Source organism: Deinococcus marmoris (assembly GCF_001949125.1).
Lineage (GTDB): Bacteria > Deinococcota > Deinococci > Deinococcales > Deinococcaceae > Deinococcus > Deinococcus marmoris_A.
Genome location: NZ_MSTI01000036.1, coordinates 40,574 through 58,552, shown reverse-complemented (window position 1 = coordinate 58,552; position 17,979 = coordinate 40,574). Strand labels below are relative to the sequence as shown.

Sequence of the window (17,979 nt, the reverse complement as noted above, 5' to 3'; positions counted from 1 at the left end):
ATGACCCAAACCAACGAACCCACCACCGAAAAGCAGGCCAAATTCGTCAAGAACGGCATTTACCGCAAGGACAGCGTGCCCGTGCGCGAGAAGAAGCCCGACTGGCTCAAGGTCACCATCCCTACTGGGCAGGTCTTCGGCGAGGTCCGCAAGATCGTCAAGGAACACCGCCTGCACACGGTCTGCGAGGAAGCGATGTGCCCCAACATCGGCGAGTGCTGGTCACGCGGCACCGCCACCTTCATGCTGATGGGGCATATCTGCACGCGCGGCTGCCGCTTCTGCGCCGTGGACACCGGCAACCCAACGGGCAAGCTCGATCTGGACGAGCCGCAGGGTGTGGCAGAGAGCGTTCAATTGATGGGCCTGAAGTACGTGGTGCTGACCAGCGTGGACCGCGACGATCTGCCCGACGGCGGCGCGTACCACTTTGCCAAGACGGTGGCGGCCATCAAAAAACTGAACCCCGAAACCCGCGTGGAAGCCCTGACCCCGGATTTCAGCGGCAATACCCACTGCGTCGATCTGGTGCTGGACAGCGGCGTGGACACCTACGCCCAGAACATCGAAACCGTGCGCCGCCTGACCCACCCGGTCCGGGACATCCGCGCCGACTATGACCAGACGCTGGCGGTGCTGGCCCACGCCAAGCGCGCCCGCCCAGACGTGATCACCAAGACCAGCGTGATGCTGGGGCTAGGCGAAACCCGCGAGGAAATCATGCAGACCATGATCGACTGCCGCGCGGCGGGGGTGGACGTACTGACCTTCGGGCAATACCTACGCCCCACCATGCACCACCTGCCCGTCGAGCGCTACGTGACCCCCGCCGAATTCAACGAAATTCGCGAGGAAGGCATGAAACTGGGCTTCCTGGAAATCGTGTCGGGGCCGCTGGTCCGCAGCAGCTACAAGGCCGAGCAGATCGTGATGGACCACCCGCGCGGACTGCCCGAACACCTGACCCATATTGCCGACGGGGACCAACTCAGCCTGATCTGAGCGGGGCAGGAAAAAAAGGGGCCGGGGCTTGATGCCAGCGGCCCCTTATTTTAAGAATTTGGCGTGTCGGTCAACCTTCACGCTAGAGTCCACAGATGATCCAGCAGCTTCAGCGCGGGCAAAGGCTCACACTCGACGGACTGACTGCCCAGCCGCAGCTCACCCTGCGGGCGCATTTGCCCGGCATGGAAACCGCTGATCTCAGCGTATTTGGCCTGAACGAATCCCGGCAACTGACGGATGATCGCTATTTCATCTTTTACAACCAGACAGCCAGTCCTGAACAGGCCATCACACTCAACCCCTCAGAGCATTCGTTTCAGGTTGATCTGGTGCGGTTGCCACTTGGCATACATCGCCTCGTTCTCGTAGCCACCACCGATGAGCAGCCGTTTTCCGCCCTCCGGCGTGGCACGGCCAGCCTGATGGATGAGCGCGGGGACAGTGTGCATTTCAATGTGGAAGGGCAGATGTTTCAGGGCGAGCGGGCGCTGATTCTGCTGGAGGTCTACCGCCATCAGGGAAAGTGGCGGGTCACGGGCGTGGGCCAGGGCTTTTCCGGTGGTTTGCAAGCGTTATTGGAGTCGATGGGTGGTGAGGTTGTGGGTCAGGAAGAAACGCCTCTTCCGCAGCCTGATCACAAGGCAAGTCAGACACCCGACAAATCTTCCACGCCGCTGCTTGCTGCCTGGGAACCCCTGCAATCGGCCCCGCCACGTCCCGCCGCTGATGCCCGCGCCTGCCAGAACTGCGGCAAGCGGGGAAGTCTCTTCGCGCCGCTCAAGCTGAACAGCGAGGGCCTGTGCCGCGAGTGCGCCCATAAGGCTCAGGAGGCGCTGGGGCGTTTCCGCACACGCTTTCTGGCAGCCTGCGCGGACGGCGTCATAGAACATCATGAATGGCAGGACTTACAGCAGACCGTTTTGCGGGAAGAACTGGATGCCAAAACGGCCCTTGATTTTGTGAGAACCGATGCGTTGCGCCTGCTTGAGCGGACACTGACCATCGCCTACTCGGACGGCATGATCAGCTTGCAGGAAGAGAGCGATTTCGGAGAGCTGGCGCGTCTGCTCCGCATTCCACCGGGCCTGCTGGCTCCCCTCCAGAACGAACTCGTGGATTTGCGGGCCGCCACCAGCATCCGCGAAGGCCACCTGCTAGCAATTCAGACGACGGTTCTTCTGGATGCGGGCGAAGTGGCCCATCTGGAAGTGCCCGCCACCTTCCGGCATGTCACCGCCACCCGCAGCCGCGACATCGTTGGACGCATGGTGGTGACCAATCGTCAGATTTATTTCATCGGCGGTGCGGGCGAGGGCGGCTGGAACGTGCAGTACGGCAAAATTCTTCGGATTGAGGAACGCTCGGATGGCGTGAATCTCGAACTGTCGGTCAAGAAGGGCAGCGGCACCTATCACCACGTCACCAAACCCCTGATTCTCAGCGCCACTCTGGACGCTTTAGTGCGGCTGCATAAGCGGCTCTTGCTGATGCCGCAGACTGAACGGGCAAGCCGCAGCATTCCACAGAACGTCAAAATCGCTGTGTGGCAGAGGGATCAGGGGAAATGCGTAGAGTGCGGGGACAACAACTATCTGGAATACGATCACGTCATCCCCCACAGTTTGGGCGGAGCGAGTACCGAGAACAATCTTCAGCTGCTGTGTCGGCGCTGCAATTTGCAAAAGAGCAACAAAATCTAACCGCCTCGTCCAAATCCATAAACCCACCCTTATAAATCCCCCCTCCATGCCCTCCCACACGCCCTCTATCCTCCTTATCCCCCAAAAGCAGGACGCGTGACTTGCTCTTAACTGACAGAATGCGGTCAATGCATCACGTTACTCTGGGGAATATGCGCCCCACCCCCTTTCTCGCCCTCGTTCCGGCCCTGCTGCTGGGCCTGAGCGCCTGCACGCCCACCACGGGCGGCCCCGGCCCCACGGTGCAGACCAGCACGCCAGTCAATACGGTGTCCTTTTACCCCAGTCAGGCCGGGCTGGCGTGGTCCTACCTGCCCGAAGGTGAGCCGACCTCGGCGGTGCCCTACGTGCTGCGGGCGCTGGGGCCAAGCATCTATGCCGGGCAGACCGTGCAGGCGCTGCAACTGACCGGGCGCGGCGCGGACCAGACTTGGTACCGGACCTTCTCGGCAGACGGCGTCAAACTGCTGGGCCTCCGCAAACCCGGCGTGAACGTGCGACTGGACCCGCCGTGGCTGGAATCCCCGGCAGAAAGTGCCTGGAAGGTGGGCCTGACGTGGCAGGGCGTGAGCAATATCGCCATCAGCGGCGACGACGGCAAGGTGCAGGCGCAGGGCACGCTGAATTACAGCTACACGGTGCAGGAACAGCGGCAGCAGGACACGCCCGCCGGAAAGTTCGAGGTCTGGGTGGTCACCCGTCAGGTCAGCGATACCGTGGGCGGCCTGTTTCCAGCCACGCAACAACTGTGGTTCACGCCGTATGTGGGCGAGGTCCGCACACCTGAAGGCTTACTGCTGGTGGGACGCAACTTCAAGGGAGGGCGCTGATGACCGAACTCAAAAAGGCGGATGCAATAGATCTTGACCACAGGCTCACGCCGCTACTGGACCGGATCGCTGGACCCGATGACCTCAAGAAGCTCTCGCGCGATCAACTGCCCGAACTGAGCCAGGAACTGCGCGACGAGATCGTGCGGGTCTGCTCGGTGGGCGGCCTGCATCTGGCGTCCTCGCTGGGGGCCACCGATCTGGTGGTGGCGCTGCATTACGTGCTGAACAGCCCGCGCGACCGGATTCTCTTTGACGTGGGGCATCAGGCGTACGCCCACAAGATGCTGACCGGGCGGCGTGAGCAGATGGCGACCGTCAAGAAGGAAGGCGGCCTGAGCGGCTTTACCAAGGTCAGCGAGTCCGAACACGACGCGATCACCGTGGGCCACGCCAGCACCAGTCTCGCCAACGCACTGGGCATGGCGATGGCCCGCGACGCGCTGGGTCAGGATTACAAGGTGGCCGCCGTGATCGGTGACGGCTCTCTAACGGGAGGGATGGCCCTGGCCGCCCTGAACACCATCGGCGACCTGCGCCGCAAGATGCTGATCGTCCTCAACGACAATGAGATGAGCATTTCCGAGAACGTGGGCGCGATCAACAAATTCATGCGCGGGCTGCAAGTCCAGAAGTGGTTTCAGGAGGGCGAGGGGGCCGGGAAAAAAGCCGTCCAGTCCCTGAGCAAGCCGCTGGCCGATTTCATGAGCCGCGCCAAGAGCAGCACCCGCCACTTCTTCGATCCGGCCAGCGTCAACCCCTTCGCCATGATGGGCGTGCGCTACGTTGGCCCGGTGGACGGCCACAACGTTCAGGAACTGGTCTGGCTGATGGAACGGCTGGTGGATCTGGACGGCCCCACGATCCTGCACGTGGTCACCCGCAAGGGCAAGGGCCTGAGCTATGCCGAGGCCGACCCGATCTACTGGCACGGCCCCGGCAAATTCGACCCGGACACCGGGGATTTCAAGGCCAGCAACGCCTACTCGTGGAGCGCCGCATTCGGTGACGCCGTGACCGAACTGGCAAAGGTTGACCCGCGTACCTTCGTGATCACCCCCGCCATGCGCGAGGGCAGCGGACTGGTGGGCTACAGCAAGGCGCACCCGCACCGTTATCTGGACGTGGGCATCGCCGAGGACGTGGCCGTGACCACCGCCGCCGGGATGGCCTTGCAGGGTCTGCGGCCCATCGTGGCGATCTATTCCACCTTCCTGCAACGCGCCTACGATCAGGTGCTGCATGACGTGGCGATTGAAAATCTGAATGTCACCTTCGCCATTGACCGCGCCGGGATCGTGGGGGCGGACGGCTCGACGCACAACGGCGTGTTCGATCTGAGCTACCTCCGCAGCATTCCGAATGTGCGGATCGGCCTGCCCAAAGACGCGAACGAGCTGCGCGGCATGTTGAAGTACGCGCAGGAACACGACGGCCCCTTCGCTATCCGTTACCCGCGTGGCAACACCCCCAGGGTACCCGAGGGAACGTGGCCCAAGTTGGAATGGGGCACCTGGGAGCGCGTCAGGGACGGCTCAGATGCCGTGATCCTGGCGGGCGGCAAGGCGCTGGAATACGCGCAGGCGGCGGCAGGCGATCTGCCGGGTGTCGGTGTGGTGAACGCCCGCTTCGTCAAACCGCTGGACCTGAACATGCTGCGCGAACTGGCTGGGAGCGCCCGCACGATCATTACCGTGGAGGACAACACGCTGGTGGGCGGCTTCGGTAGCGCCGTGCTGGAAGCCTTGAACAGCATGGGCCTCAGTGTTCCAGTACGGATGCTGGGCATTCCCGACGCCTTCCAGGACCACGCCACCACCGAGAGTGTCCACGCCCGCGCCGGAATCGACGCGCAGGCGATCCGCACCGTGCTGGCCGAGCTTGGGGTGGATGTGCCGCTGGGCGTCTGAAGCAATCGGTGAGAAGGGGGAAGCAGCGTCAAAACTGTTTCCCCCTTCTTCTGATCTAGCCCCTGATCTGTCCCTCTCCCACCACCACCCATTTCGTCGTCGTCAGTTCCCGAAGGCCCATCGGCCCGCGCGCGTGCAGCTTCTGCGTGCTGATGGCGACTTCCGCGCCCAGACCCAGTTGCCCACCGTCGTTGAAGCGGGGGCTGGCGTTGACGATCACGGCGGCACTGTCCACATCCTGAACGAAGCGCTCGGCCTGCGCCGTGTCACGCGTCAGGATTACATCGGTGTGGTTGCCGTGGGCGGCAATGAAGTCCAGCGCTTCCTCCAGACCAGACACGACTTTCAGGCTGGCAGTCAGGGCCAGGAATTCGGTGCCGTAGTCGGCGGCGTCAGCGGGTGTGACCACGATCCCCGCGTCCTGCAACGCGCCCCACGCCTCGGCGTCGGCGCGCACTTCCACGCCGTTTTCCAGTAAAGCGCGGGCAATGTCGGGGAGGGCAGGCAAAGCTTGCCGGTCAATCAGCAGCGTGTCCAAGGCGTTGCAGGCGCTGGGTTTCTGAACCTTGGCATTCACGACGATCTCGGCAGCCCGCTGAACGTCCTGCGGGTCACGGGTGAAGCTGGCATCCAGATAGATATGCACCACGCCGATGCCGCCCACGATCACGGGGACGGTGGCATTCTCCACGCAGTAGCGGTGCAACCCGGCCCCGCCGCGCGGGATGATGGCGTCCACCAGATCGTCCAGCCGCAGCAATTCGCGCATCCGCTCTCGGGCCGGATCGTGGATGACCTGCACGGCGTCGGCAGGGAGGTTCTGGGCTTCCAGAGCCGCGCGAATCGCCCCTTCCAGCGCCGCGTTGCTGTGGATCGTTTCCTTGCCGCCGCGCAGAATCACTGCGTTACCGCTCATCAGGGCCAGCGCCGCCACGTCCACGGTCACATTGGGGCGCGACTCGTAAATGACGCCCAGCACGCCCAGCGGCACGCGCCGTTGCGAAACCTGAATGCCGCTGGGCTGGGTCTGCGCCCCCGTGGTCTCCCCCACCGGATCGGGCAGGCGCAAGACGGCCTCCACGTCGGCGGCCACCGTTCTCAGCGCGGCAGCGTCCAGGCGCAGGCGGGCGATCATGTGTTCGGGCAGACCGGCTTCCTGCGCGGCCAGCACATCCTGGGCGTTGGCCCGCACGATCCCGTCTTCGCGGGCACGCAGCTCGGCAGCGATGGCCCGCAGCGCCTCTACCTTGCGCGCGGTGGGCAGGGAACGCAACACCCGGCCCGCCGCTTTTGCCCGCACGCCCATCTCGCGGATGCTGGTTGCCGTGTCTTGCAGCGCTGTCATGCCGCCCAGCGTAACAGGCGGTGAGACGGCGGATGCGGTCCGCCTCTAGTTCAGCGCCGCCTCTGGTGCAGCGCGGTCTCTGGTGGGTTCAGTTCTGGAGGCGGCGGCGTGGGGCCTGGATCAACAGTGCCTGCGCCAGCGCCACCGGATCATGGCGGGCCTGACCGGGTTGCAGCAGGGGGAGGGCGATAGCGCAGCCGCTCAGATGACGGCTGGCCCCATCCAGGTTCAGCAGATGCGCGCCCGCCTCGGCGTACCGCTCGACCACTTCGGGGGGCAGGCTGGCACTGTTGACCAGCACGCAATCGGGGGTGCGGCCCAGGTGGCAGGTGATGGCGCGCACATGGTCTTCCAGGCTCAGGCCGTCGGTCTCGCCAGGTTCGGTCATCAGGCTGGCGACGTAGATCAGCGGGGCCGCAGACTCACGCACGGCGCGGGCAATCTCGGGGACCAGCAGCGCGGGAATGATGCTGGTAAACAGGCTGCCCGGCCCCAGCACCAGTTGGTCGGCGTCGCGGATGGCGTCCAGCACCGGGGGCAGCGCGGGCAGATCCGGGGGATCGAGGCTGACCTGCCGGATGCGGGCGTGACCCACCGATTCGGCAAACTGGCTCTCGCCCCGGATCACGCCGCCGTCCTCCAGATGGGCCACCAGGGTGGCGGGCGCGGTGGTGGCCGGAAAGACCTGTCCACGAATCCGCAGGACCTCGTGGATGTCCTTCATGGCCACCGCCAGCCCGCCCTCCTCCTCGCTGAGGGTGGCCAGCATCAGATTCCCGAAGGTGTGGCCCTTGATCCCGTCTCCGCGCGTGAAGCGGTGCAGCAGCAGCCGGGCCATCACCGGGCTGTCGCTGAGGGCCGCGTAGCAGTCGGTCAGGTCACCAGGGGCGATCATGTCCAGCGACTCGCGCAGCCGCCCGCTGCTGCCGCCATTATCGGAAACGGTCACGATGGCGGTGGTGTGGCTGGTGTGGGCGCGCAGGCCACTCAGCAGGTTGGACAGCCCCGTGCCGCCGCCCACCGCCACGATCCGGGGGCCGCGTGACAGGTTGCGCCGCTCGTAGATCAGATCCAGCGCCGTGCCGGGAACCGTACCGGTGCCGCGCAGGATGGAGCGGTTGAGCATGGCGATGCTGAAAAAAGCCCCGATCAGTGCCAGTGCCATGACCACCATGCCGGTGACGTGCAGCGGCACCAGTCCTGGATCGGTCAGCGTATTCAGGTACAGAATCCAGCGGGTGGCGGCAAAGTGCAGCGGCCCGGTCCAGGTGAAGTGGAGGAAACCTACCGCCCCCACCAGCGTGCAGACCATGAACAGGATCAGCCAGCGCTTGACCCCCATGCCCGGCGCGAGCCACACGCGGGCGCGGCGGCTGGCGTACTGCCCGCCCCGCACCGCCCGCCGCCGCACGGCACTGGCCCGGCCCGACGGAATCAGGGGGCGGTCACCCTGCATGGACGGGTCGCGCATGGACGAATCACGCAGGGGCGGATCGCTCATCGCCGTGCGCCCATCTCAACCCGCCTCCAGCTTCATGTCGCGGTGATCGGCCACCTCCACGTTCAGGTCTTTCAGGTCACCCGCCAGCCGGTCCGTCACGGCCACAGCGCGGTGCTGTCCGCCCGTGCAGCCGATGCCCACCGTGTACCCATGCCGCCCGCTGGCCCGCGCCCGCTCGGCGGCGGTGCGGACGAAGCCGCGCAATTCGGCGTAAAACTCCTGCGCGTCCTCGTTCTGGAACACGTAGTCGGCCACGTCCTTTTCCAGACCCGTGCGGGGCCGCAGTTCCGGGTCGTAGAAAGGATTGGGCAGGGTCCGAACGTCCAGCACCAGATCCACGTCGCGCGGCGGCGAATGCTTGAAGCCGAAGGACACCAGCCGCAGGTGAAAATCGCGTTCCAGACGATACAGCTTCAGCACCCGCTCGGACAGTTCCTTGGCGCTCAGGTCGGTGGTGTCGATCACGGTATCGGCAATCGAGCGCAGCGGCGCGAGCAGTTCGCGTTCGCGGGCAAAGTCCACCAGCAGGGTGTCGCCCAGCGGGTGTTCGCGGCGGGTCAGGTTGTAACGCTTGAGCAGCACGTCCGCCGTGGCCTCCAGAAACAGCACCCGCAGGTCCTCACGGCGGCGCGACAGACGTTCGTAACTGGATTCCAGTGCCCCCAGAAAGTCGCGGGTGCGCGCGTCGGTGCTGATGGCCACCCGCTTGAGACCACGAGCCTCGGCCAGATCGTGCATGGCCCCCCACAACTCGGGCGGCAGGTTGTCGGTGGTGAAAAAGCCCGCGTCCTCCAGCGTGCGCAGAACCGTACTCTTGCCACTGCCCGACAAACCCGAAACCACGATAAACGGCATACGGTCCAGTCTACTCGGGCTGGCGTGACCTTCGGGCGTAAGGGGATGCGTGGAAGGCATGGTGGGCTGCCGATCATGGCGCAAGTCCATCCTGATCACGGTTGATCATGGTCTGGTCACGGTGCGTTTTTTAAGGTGTGGTCATGCGAAGGAAAGGCACTCGGCCAGCGGTTGGCAGAGCTTCCTGCGCCCAGAAGGAGAAGACCATGAAACCACTGAATATTGCCCTGCTGCTGACCACCGCCCTGAGCCTCGCCGCCTGCGGAGGCGGAGGCACCCCCGCCCCCACACCGGACACCACGCCGCCGTCCACTGTATCGATCACGCCTGCCAGCGGGGCCACCGGGGTTGCCAAGGACGCCAATATCGTGGTGACCTTCAGTGAGAAGATGAATCAGGCGGCCACGCAGGCGGCCTACCAGTCCACCGATCTGCCCGCCGCGAGTGTGACTTTTAGCTGGAACGCCGACGGCACCCAGCTCACCATCAATCCCAATGCGGACCTCGCCTACACCGCTCTGGGGAAGACATACAGCTTCAGCCTCAGCACCACGGCCACGGACCTCGCGGGCAACGCGCTGCCCGCCACGAACAGCAGCTTCAAGACCTTCAAGCAGCTCACCACCACGATCAACAGCACGCCAGCGCTGGACGGGCGGGTGCGTTCGGACGGAGAGGTGGTGACCAACGACGACACCCTGTATATCGGCGACAGCGCCTCGGTTGGAAATGCCACCTACCGCAGCTATCTGAGCTTCGACCTGGCTGGCCTGCCCGCCGCCCTGACCAGCGCCAACATTCTGGCCGCGAACCTGACCGTCAACCAGTATGTGGTGGCTGGCAATCCTTATACCGATCTGGATGTGGGGGCCAGCGACCTGATTCTGGATCATGTGAATTACGGCACCTCACTGACCGCCACCGACTTCGATCCCACGGTGTACAGCAACCAGGGCGACATCATCAGCACCCCCACTCTCGGCAACTACACCAAGTCTGTCCTGAGCGCCCTCAAGGATGACCGGACCAACAGCCGCGTGCGCTCGCAGTACCGCCTGCGCTTCGCCAAGCTGACCGACGGGGACGGCAACGCCGACATCGCTTACCTGAGATCGGGCGACAGCGCCACCGACAAGCCCACCCTGGCCATCACCTACCTGATTCCATAAACGTCCATCCAAAATTAAAGCTGCCGGAGGCGCGTTGACCTCCGGCAGCTTTTTGATGCATCTCTCTCAGCGAACTTTCGTCCCACTCGGCAAATCCAGACCCAATCCCACCAGATCCAGATTGCCCGCATCGTCTTCGGCGGCCAGGATCATGCCCTGGGATTCAATACCGCGCAACTTGGCGGGTTTGAGGTTAGCCACCAGAATCACCTTGCGGCCCACCAACGCTTCCGGCTCATACCACTTGCGAATCCCGCTGACCACCGTGCGCGTTTCCTCGCCCATTTTCACCGTCAGTTTCAGCAGCTTGTCGGCCTTCGCCACCGCCTCGCAGGCGATCACTTCGGCCACGCGCAGGTCAATGCGGGCGAAATCGTCAATGGAGATCAGGGCTTCGGTCTCGGCAGGCGTAGAGGTGGCGACGGGCGCGATGGGTTCGGCCACTTGAGCCACGACTTTTTTCTCCTTCTGGACAGGCTTCTGCGGCTTGACCGACTTCTCCTTGCCTTCCTCCTGCTCCGGCTTTGGGAAGAGGATGGGGCCGCCCGGCACACGCGTTCCGGCTGGAATCAGGCCCCAGGCTCCGGCCAGGGCATAGGTCTGTCCACCCAGGCCCAGTTGGGCGCGTAGTTCGCGGGCCTTGCCGGGAATCACCGCTTCCAGACACACCGAGGCGACACGCAACCCCTCGGCAGCCGTGTACAGCACGGTATCCAGACGGCGGGCAGTTTCATCGGACTTCGCCAGATTCCACGGCGCACTCTCCGCGATGTAGCGGTTCAGGTCACGCACGAAGTTCATGGCGGCTTCAATCGCCATGTTGATCTTGAGGTCATCCACGAGGCCCAGAATCTGACCGGGCAGGGCCAGCGCCGCCGCCTCTATCTCGCGCTCACGCTCGTTCGGCTCGTGTGCGGCGGGCAGGACGCCGCCCCGGTACTTGTGGATCATGCTGACCGTGCGCGACAGCAGGTTGCCCAGATCGTTGGCGAGATCGCTGTTCAGGCGCGACACCAGAATGCCCTCGCCGTAGGGACTGTCCGCGCCCAGCGACGCCTCGCGCAGCAGGGTGTAACGGATGGCGTCCACCGGAAAGTCGCTCACCAGTTGCTGCGGGTCAATCGCGTTGCCCAGGCTTTTGCCCATCTTGCGCCCGTCCTCGGCCAGGATGTGACTGTGAACCACCAGTTTGCGGTACAGCGGATAGCCCGCCGCCTTGAGCATGGTGGGCCAGAACACCGCGTGCGGCTTGAGGATGTCTTTGCCGATGACGTGCCACGCCAGCCCGCTGACCGTCGCCGGATCACGCCCACTGGCCACGAAGGGGGTCAGGTAGGACAGCAGCGCGTCAAACCAGACGTAGGTAACGTGATCGGCGTCCCACGGCAACTCTATTCCCCACGGCACACGGCTTTTCGGGCGGCTGATGCTCAGGGGGCCAATCGGCTCGGAGAGCATTTCCAGCACCTCGTTGCGGTAGCCGGCGGGCTGGATCAGCGTCGGGTTGGTCTTGAGGGTGTCAAGCAGCCAGTCCTGATACTTCTCCATCTTGAAAAAGTAGTTGGCCTCGCGCCGCAGTTCGGGCGGCTGGGGGTCACCGGGGTAGCGGCGCACGCCGTCCGGCCCCTCCACCAGTTCCTTGTCGGTCACGTAGCGTTCCGCGCCCACCGAGTACAGCCCCTCATACTCGGCAAAGTAGATGTCCCCGGCGTCGTACACGCGCTGCAAGACGTCTTGCACAAACTTCTTGTGGCGCTGAGCCGTGGTACGGATAAAGGCGTCGTAACTGATTTCCAGTCGGTCCCACAGCCCCCGGAAAGCCCGGTCACTCAGATCGTCCACCAGTTCCTGCGGCGTGACCCCGGCCTTGGCGGCGGCCTTGCTGATCTTCTCGCCGTGTTCGTCGGTGCCCATCACGAAGGTCACGTCGCGCCCAGCCAGCCGCTGATAGCGCGCGATAGCGTCGCCCAGAATCTTCTCGTAGACGTGCCCGATGTGCGGCTCGCCGTTGGCGTAGTCGATGGCGGTGGTGATAATAAATTCGTTGCTTTGCGTGGTGTCGGTCATGGTTTGCCTTCCTTTCCACCCGGCATCGTAGAGATGCAGCGCCCTGATGAGAGGCGGGGCGGACAACCGGTACAGGATACGGAAAAAATGGCCAGGAAAAACGGGGGCGGGGTGCATCCCGTTGAAGAGTTACACCCCGCCTGAAAACCCCCTGTTTTGACTGAACACAGCCGCTCAGGGGCGCGGGGACATTCGCGTCATCACGGTCTGAGGGGAAGTGATGGTCATGGGGGGAGTTTAGGGCGGGTGCGGGTTGGGGGAAATAGGGGAAATGGCGGAGGGGTTGTGGGATTGCCCTGCCCGCTTAACCCCTCTGCTTCGCAGCTCTGCGAGTCCGGCCCTTCGGGGCACCTCCCCTTAGAAGAGAGGTAAGAGGATTGCGTGTGGCACGGTCTTCTGCGCTCCTTGGCTCCCTTTTGAGGGGAGCTGGCGGCGAAGCCGACTGAGGGGTTTCTTTTCGCCCCCTCTCCAGATCAGGTGTAAACTGCCCCCACCAAAATCCTGTCCGCGCTGGTGGCCGTTCGCCCCGCCCCCTCTTTTTCATAAAAAAGGATCGGTGGTCCAAGAATGCCCGTTCGTATTGTGAGTCTCGCCGCGCACAGCGGCGCTGGGAAAACCACGCTCTGCGAAGCTCTGCTGCACCACAGTGGGGCCATTTCACGTCCTGGCAAGGTGGAAGACGGCACCACCCAGAGCGATCACACCGACGCCGAGAAGGCGCACGGCTTTTCCATCACCACCGGAGTCGTGCGCCTGAACCACGGCGGCACCGACATCACCGTGCTGGACACCCCTGGTTACGCCGACTTCGTGCGCGAGATTCGCGGGGGCATCCGTGCCTCCGACGCCACGCTGATGGTGGTCAGCGGTGTGAGCGGCGTAGAGGTGGGCACCGAGCGCGTGTGGGCCACGGCAGACCGTTTCAACATGCCCAGGCTCATTGCTGTGAACAAGATGGACCGGGAGCGGGCCAACTTTTCCGCCGTGCTGGCCGATCTGCGCTCCAGCCTGCCGGGCAATGTCGCGCCGCTGTTCCTGCCGATGGGCGAGGGGCCAGAGTTCCGGGGCGTAGTCAACGTCCTGACCGGGGAAGTGGGTGGCGGCGGCGAAGTTCCTTCCGACATGCGCTCAGTATTGAAGGAAGCGCGCGACAGCCTGACCGACGCCATTATTGAATCCGACGACGGCCTGATGGAACGCTTTCTGGAGGGCGAGAAGATCGGCGTGGATGACCTGCACGCCACCTTCTTGAAGGCCGTTCACGCGGGGACGCTGTACCCGGTGATTCCGGTCAGTGCCACAACAGGCATCGGCATTCCACAACTGCTGGATTTGCTGGTGTCGGGCCTCCGCAGTGCCCGCGAGCGTGGCCCCACCACCGGGCAGGACGGCCAGAACCGCGAACCGACGTCCGACGCGCCCTTCAGCGCCCGCGTATGGCGGGTCAGCATTGATCCCTTCGTGGGCAAGCTGGCGTATATCCGGGTCTACAGCGGCACCCTCAAGCCCGGCGACACCGTGGTCAATACCTCGCGTGACCATACCGAGCTGAAGCCTGCCCACCTCTACCTGATCAACGGCAAGGAGTTGACCGAGGTGCCGGAGCTGAGTGCCGGGATGATCGGCGTGCTGACCAAACTGACCGACCTGCACGCCGGGGACACGCTAGCCGATCCCGAACACCCCATCCAGTACGACGCGCTGTGGCTGCCCGATCCGGCGCATACGGTGGCCCTGCACCCCGCTACACGCCAGGACGAGGACAAGCTGGGGGCGGCGCTGACCCGCCTGATGGAAGAAGACCCCACGCTGCACTTCCGGCGTGATCCGCAGACCGGCGAACAACTACTGAGCGGCATGGGCGACATGCACCTGACGATTGCCGCCGAGAAACTGGCTGCGCAGGGCGTGACCGTGACCACATCTGTGCCGCAAATTGCGTACCGCGAGACCATCCACGCCGCTGCCGAGGCGCAGGGCAAGCATAAGAAACAGAGCGGCGGCCACGGGCAATACGGCGATTGCACCATTCGCATTGAACCCGGCGAGGATTTTGAATTCAGGAGTGCGGTGGTGGGCGGCGCGATTCCCGGCAAGTACATTCCCAGCATAGAAAAGGGCGTGCAGGAGGCCATGATCAAGGGCAGTCTGGCGGGCTACCCGCTGCAAGACGTGCGGGTGACCGTGCTGGACGGCAGTTACCACGATGTGGACAGTTCGGACATTGCCTTTCGCATGGCGGGAGGTCAGGCCCTCAAGAACGCGCTGGAAAACGCTCGGCCCGGCCTGCTGGAACCCGCCGTGCTGCTGAAGGTTCGTGCGCCCGCCTCGTTCACGGGCGACCTGATCAGCGACCTGCAAACGCGCCGCGCCCGCGTGCAGGGCATGGACACGGGCGGCACGGTGATTACCATCAGCGCCGTGGTGCCGCAAGCCGAGTTGCAGAATTACAGCGCCGACTTGCGCTCGTTGACCGGAGACCGGGGGGGCTTTTCCGTCAAGCCGCATGGGTATCAGGACGTGCCGGACCATCTGGCGAAGAAGATTATTGAGGAAAGAAGGGCGGAGGTGGCGGCAGGCTGAGCCGCGCTGGCGTAGCATCCTCCCCATGTCCCAACCAATTGCCGATCTCCGCTCCGACACCGTCACCACGCCCACCCCCGAAATGCGCGCCGCGATGGCGTCTGCGGCGGTGGGCGACGACGTGTACGGCGAGGACCCCACCGTCAACGAGTTGCAGGCCGAAGTCGCCCGCCTGACCGGACACGAGGCGGGCCTGTTCATGCCGTCCGGCAGCATGACCAATCAGGTGGCGATTGCCCTGCACACCCGCCGGGGCGAGGAAGTCGTCTGCGCCGAGGGCAGCCACATCTACGAGTGGGAACTGGGCATGATGGCCGCCTTTTCCGGCGTGGTGCCGCGTTTCGTGCCCGCGCCGCTGGGCGTGACGGACCCCGAACAGGTGCGGCTGGCCGTGCGCCACAGCATCCACCAGTCGCCTACCGGACTGATCAGCCTGGAAAACACCCACAACAAGGCGGGCGGAACCGTTATTCCCCTGAAGGTGATTGAGCAAATTCGCGCGGTGGCCGATGCCGAGGGTCTGCCCCTGCATCTGGACGGCGCGCGGGTCTTCAATGCGGCGGCGGCGCTGGACGTGCCTGTCGCCGAGATCACGAAGCACTTCCACACGGTCAGCGTGTGCCTGAGCAAGGGGCTGGGCGCACCCGTGGGCAGCGTGCTGGTGGGCAGCGCCGCCGCCATGCAGGGAGCGCACCGTTACCGCAAGATGCTGGGCGGCGGAATGCGTCAGGCCGGAGTTCTGGCCGCAGCCGCTCTGGTGGCCCTGCGCGACGGCCCCGCACTTCTGAAGGAAGACCACCGCCGCACCCGTGAACTGGCCGATGCCCTGGCAAACGCGGGTTTTGACGTGAACCTCGCTGCCGTGCAGACCAACATCATTTACGCCACGCTGCCGAACGCTGCCGAACAGGTGGCGAAGTGGGCTGAGCAGGGCGTGCTGGCCAGTGCCCTGGGGCCGGATTCGGTGCGCTTCGTGTTGCACCACCAGACTGGGGATGAGGCGCTGGCGAAGGCAATTGCCGTTTTGACGGGCGCGTAAAACGTGGGCTTTTGGCTCCTCCCCCCCTGCGGGGGAGGCTGGGAGGGGGGTGGACGCCGCAGGCGGCCCTACTGCTCCATCAAGCCCCCTCCCCCTTTCAGCGGAGGCGTGTCCCGTGGGCGGCGCAGTACCCTCTGAACCATGACCGCGCCGGATTCCCCCACCACGCCCCAGCCCTGGCCCGATGAGACGCACGCACCCAAACCTCCTGCGGGGATCCGGGCAGTGGACGGCAATCGCGCCGCACTGGGCCTGCTGATCATCCAGAACGTGGTCTCGGCGCTGCTGATCGCCCAGCGTGTCCCGCTGGGAACGGCGCTGCTCGGCTCGTTCGCGGTGGTGGTGGCCGCCGCTTTCATCTTCTTCCGGCCCACCGTGCGGGCGCTGGCCGCAGACACCCGCTGGCGCACGCCGCCGTCGTGGGGGCTGGCACTGGCGGCCTTCGCGCTGGCGTTTCTGGCCTCCCGCGCCTTCGCGCTGGCGTACCTCACCTTCTTCCCCAGCGCGGCAGATTCGGTGCCGCAGTTTCTGAGCAGCGGGCCGGACGTGTGGGCGCTGCTGCTGGCGGCGGGTCTGCTGATCCCCTTTGCCGAGGAAGTCGCTTTCCGGGGTCTGCTGATGCGCGGCCACGAACGGGCGGCGGGCTTCACGGTGGCGGCGCTGACCTCCACCTTCGCGTTCTCGGTGGCGCACGGCGTTCCAGCCAGTATTGCGGGCATTCTGCCGCTGGCCTACGTGCTGGCGCGACTTGTTCAGCACAGCGGCAGCCTGTGGAACAGCGTGATCGTCCACGCGCTGAACAACACGCTGGCGGTGGGCCTGGGCGCGTTCCTGGTCGGGAAGAATCTGGGCGATCCCGCGCAGGCCGCCGAAGCGCTGAGCAACCCGGCCCTGAAAATCCCGCTGGGGCTGGGCGCACTCTTCTTTGGGGGCGTGGTGATGGTGGTCCTGCACCTGTGGCTGACGCCCAAACCTGACGTGCAGGAGCGCAGCGCCCCCGGCCCGTGGCTCAGCCTCGCCTACGTGGTCATCGTGCTGTTCGGCGTGGTGGCGGTGGCCCTGACCTTTCCGCAGGTGGGACTGTGGTTTACAGACCTGAGAAGCGCGCTGTTCTGATCCCCGCCTTCTGTCCCCCGCCCCAGCCGCTAGCATGGCGGGGTTTATGGCCTCTCCCCGCAAATCCAAGCCCGGCAAATCCAGCACCAGCAATTCCAATGCCAGCAGGACCGCCCCCCGGCCACCCACGCCGCGCAAATCCGCGTCAGCTCCCCTGCCACACTCCCCGCTGCCAGACCCGCCCACGCCCGCCACGCTGCTGGTCAGCCCGCGCAGCTTCGTCAGACAGTTGCAGGAGGTTGATCTGGTGTGGTGGCGCTACATCTGGGTGGCGGGCGTGGCCGGGCTGCTGGGCGGACTGGCCTACACGCTGCTGGTGCGCCACGCGGCGGCTTTCGCGGCGGCCAACAGTGAAACGGCAGCCCCCAACTTCGCCACCTACGCGGTCAACGTTCTGGGCACCACCTTCCTGAGCGTGTTCATCTTCGTGCTGATGTGGGGCTTTGGCCGGGTGGGGGCCGGGTTCAAGGGCCGCGCCGCCGAGGTCTACGGAGCCAGCTTCGCGCTGATGCCGCCGCTGTACCTGCTGGTGATTGTGGTCACGCTGCTGACCCCAGCCGCCGCCTTCCTGCCCGACGCGGCCAGCGTGGCTGGGCTGGGCAGCGATCCGCGCGTGCTGGAGCGGGCGGCCCTGGCCCAGACCTTCCAGACCTCTGCCGGATTTGCACTGGTGATGGTCACGCTGCTGGGGACGGCAGCACAGTTCGGCTTCGTGTACGCCGCCATGCGCCAGTTGACCGACAAACCCATTCAGGCGGTCATGGGCACGCTGCTGCCCCTGCTGCCCGCGCTGATTATCCAGTTGATCGGGGTGTCGCCTCTGCTGTTCGCGCGCTAGGAACCGTCTGGTCTGGCCTGC

13 protein-coding genes are annotated in these 17,979 nt (G+C 64.9%); 9 read left to right on the top strand and 4 right to left on the bottom strand.

The genetic code is table 11. The annotated features are described in order from the left end of the window. From lipA to dxs, 4 genes are all read left to right on the top strand, one after another. Complete coding sequence (gene lipA, locus BOO71_RS05420; RefSeq protein ID WP_075830940.1) at positions 1 to 1,002, top strand: lipoyl synthase; 1,002 nt, start codon at positions 1 to 3, stop codon at positions 1,000 to 1,002. A 95-nt stretch (positions 1,003 to 1,097) separates the two neighbouring features. Then, complete coding sequence (locus tag BOO71_RS05415) at positions 1,098 to 2,705, top strand: TerD family protein (protein WP_075830939.1); 1,608 nt, start codon at positions 1,098 to 1,100, stop codon at positions 2,703 to 2,705. A 152-nt stretch (positions 2,706 to 2,857) separates the two neighbouring features. Further along, positions 2,858 to 3,535, top strand: a complete 678-nt coding sequence (locus BOO71_RS05410; RefSeq protein WP_075830938.1) for a hypothetical protein — start codon at positions 2,858 to 2,860, stop codon at positions 3,533 to 3,535. Beyond that, positions 3,535 to 5,445, top strand: coding sequence for a 1-deoxy-D-xylulose-5-phosphate synthase (dxs, locus tag BOO71_RS05405; protein WP_075830937.1), 1,911 nt, complete (start codon positions 3,535 to 3,537; stop codon positions 5,443 to 5,445). The genes BOO71_RS05410 and dxs overlap by 1 nt, the downstream gene beginning before the upstream one ends. A gap of 55 nt (positions 5,446 to 5,500) precedes the next feature. On the opposite strand, the gene BOO71_RS05400 is transcribed toward dxs, so the two are convergent. From BOO71_RS05400 to rapZ, 3 genes are all read right to left on the bottom strand, one after another. After that, on the bottom strand, positions 5,501 to 6,790 hold the full coding sequence (locus BOO71_RS05400; protein ID WP_075830936.1) for a glutamate-5-semialdehyde dehydrogenase: 1,290 nt from the start codon (positions 6,788 to 6,790) through the stop codon (positions 5,501 to 5,503). A gap of 88 nt (positions 6,791 to 6,878) precedes the next feature. Next, positions 6,879 to 8,291 carry a gluconeogenesis factor YvcK family protein gene (locus tag BOO71_RS05395; RefSeq protein ID WP_254843035.1) on the bottom strand — a complete coding sequence of 471 codons (1,413 nt, stop codon included), beginning with the start codon at positions 8,289 to 8,291 and terminating at the stop codon, positions 6,879 to 6,881. A gap of 15 nt (positions 8,292 to 8,306) precedes the next feature. Beyond that, positions 8,307 to 9,146, bottom strand: a complete 840-nt coding sequence (gene rapZ, locus BOO71_RS05390) for an RNase adapter RapZ (protein ID WP_075830935.1) — start codon at positions 9,144 to 9,146, stop codon at positions 8,307 to 8,309. A gap of 206 nt (positions 9,147 to 9,352) precedes the next feature. Between rapZ and BOO71_RS05385 the strand changes: the two genes are divergently transcribed. Continuing rightward, positions 9,353 to 10,315 (top strand): Ig-like domain-containing protein, encoded by a 963-nt coding sequence (locus BOO71_RS05385; protein ID WP_075830934.1) that lies wholly within the window; start codon positions 9,353 to 9,355, stop codon positions 10,313 to 10,315. A 66-nt stretch (positions 10,316 to 10,381) separates the two neighbouring features. Here BOO71_RS05385 and metG read toward each other — a convergent pair whose 3' ends face one another. After that, positions 10,382 to 12,382, bottom strand: coding sequence for a methionine--tRNA ligase (gene metG / locus BOO71_RS05380; RefSeq protein WP_075830933.1), 2,001 nt, complete (start codon positions 12,380 to 12,382; stop codon positions 10,382 to 10,384). Positions 12,383 to 12,949: 567 nt separating this feature from the next. On the opposite strand from metG, the gene BOO71_RS05375 reads away from it, so the two are divergent. From BOO71_RS05375 to BOO71_RS05360, 4 genes are all read left to right on the top strand, one after another. Next, on the top strand, positions 12,950 to 14,965 hold the full coding sequence (locus BOO71_RS05375; protein ID WP_075830932.1) for an elongation factor G: 2,016 nt from the start codon (positions 12,950 to 12,952) through the stop codon (positions 14,963 to 14,965). 25 nt (positions 14,966 to 14,990) lie between these two features. Next, the gene (locus tag BOO71_RS05370; protein ID WP_075830931.1) at positions 14,991 to 16,004 is read left to right on the top strand and encodes a threonine aldolase family protein; all 1,014 of its coding nucleotides are present in this window, start codon (positions 14,991 to 14,993) and stop codon (positions 16,002 to 16,004) included. A gap of 141 nt (positions 16,005 to 16,145) precedes the next feature. Beyond that, positions 16,146 to 17,120 carry a CPBP family intramembrane glutamic endopeptidase gene (locus BOO71_RS05365; RefSeq protein WP_075830930.1) on the top strand — a complete coding sequence of 325 codons (975 nt, stop codon included), beginning with the start codon at positions 16,146 to 16,148 and terminating at the stop codon, positions 17,118 to 17,120. Between the two features lie 46 nt (positions 17,121 to 17,166). Next, complete coding sequence (locus tag BOO71_RS05360; protein ID WP_139322760.1) at positions 17,167 to 17,958, top strand: hypothetical protein; 792 nt, start codon at positions 17,167 to 17,169, stop codon at positions 17,956 to 17,958. The last annotated feature ends 21 nt before the right edge of the window (positions 17,959 to 17,979 follow it).

Bases quoted from the DNA above. Each gene is read 5' to 3' on its own strand.
- lipA (WP_075830940.1), top strand. From the start codon at position 1: ATGACCCAAACCAACGAACCCACCACCGAAAAGCAGGCCAAATTCGTC.
- BOO71_RS05415 (WP_075830939.1), top strand. From the start codon at position 1,098: ATGATCCAGCAGCTTCAGCGCGGGCAAAGGCTCACACTCGACGGACTG.
- BOO71_RS05410 (WP_075830938.1), top strand. From the start codon at position 2,858: ATGCGCCCCACCCCCTTTCTCGCCCTCGTTCCGGCCCTGCTGCTGGGC.
- dxs (WP_075830937.1), top strand. From the start codon at position 3,535: ATGACCGAACTCAAAAAGGCGGATGCAATAGATCTTGACCACAGGCTC.
- BOO71_RS05400 (WP_075830936.1), bottom strand. From the start codon at position 6,790: ATGACAGCGCTGCAAGACACGGCAACCAGCATCCGCGAGATGGGCGTG.
- BOO71_RS05395 (WP_254843035.1), bottom strand. From the start codon at position 8,291: ATGAGCGATCCGCCCCTGCGTGATTCGTCCATGCGCGACCCGTCCATG.
- rapZ (WP_075830935.1), bottom strand. From the start codon at position 9,146: ATGCCGTTTATCGTGGTTTCGGGTTTGTCGGGCAGTGGCAAGAGTACG.
- BOO71_RS05385 (WP_075830934.1), top strand. From the start codon at position 9,353: ATGAAACCACTGAATATTGCCCTGCTGCTGACCACCGCCCTGAGCCTC.
- metG (WP_075830933.1), bottom strand. From the start codon at position 12,382: ATGACCGACACCACGCAAAGCAACGAATTTATTATCACCACCGCCATC.
- BOO71_RS05375 (WP_075830932.1), top strand. From the start codon at position 12,950: ATGCCCGTTCGTATTGTGAGTCTCGCCGCGCACAGCGGCGCTGGGAAA.
- BOO71_RS05370 (WP_075830931.1), top strand. From the start codon at position 14,991: ATGTCCCAACCAATTGCCGATCTCCGCTCCGACACCGTCACCACGCCC.
- BOO71_RS05365 (WP_075830930.1), top strand. From the start codon at position 16,146: ATGACCGCGCCGGATTCCCCCACCACGCCCCAGCCCTGGCCCGATGAG.
- BOO71_RS05360 (WP_139322760.1), top strand. From the start codon at position 17,167: ATGGCCTCTCCCCGCAAATCCAAGCCCGGCAAATCCAGCACCAGCAAT.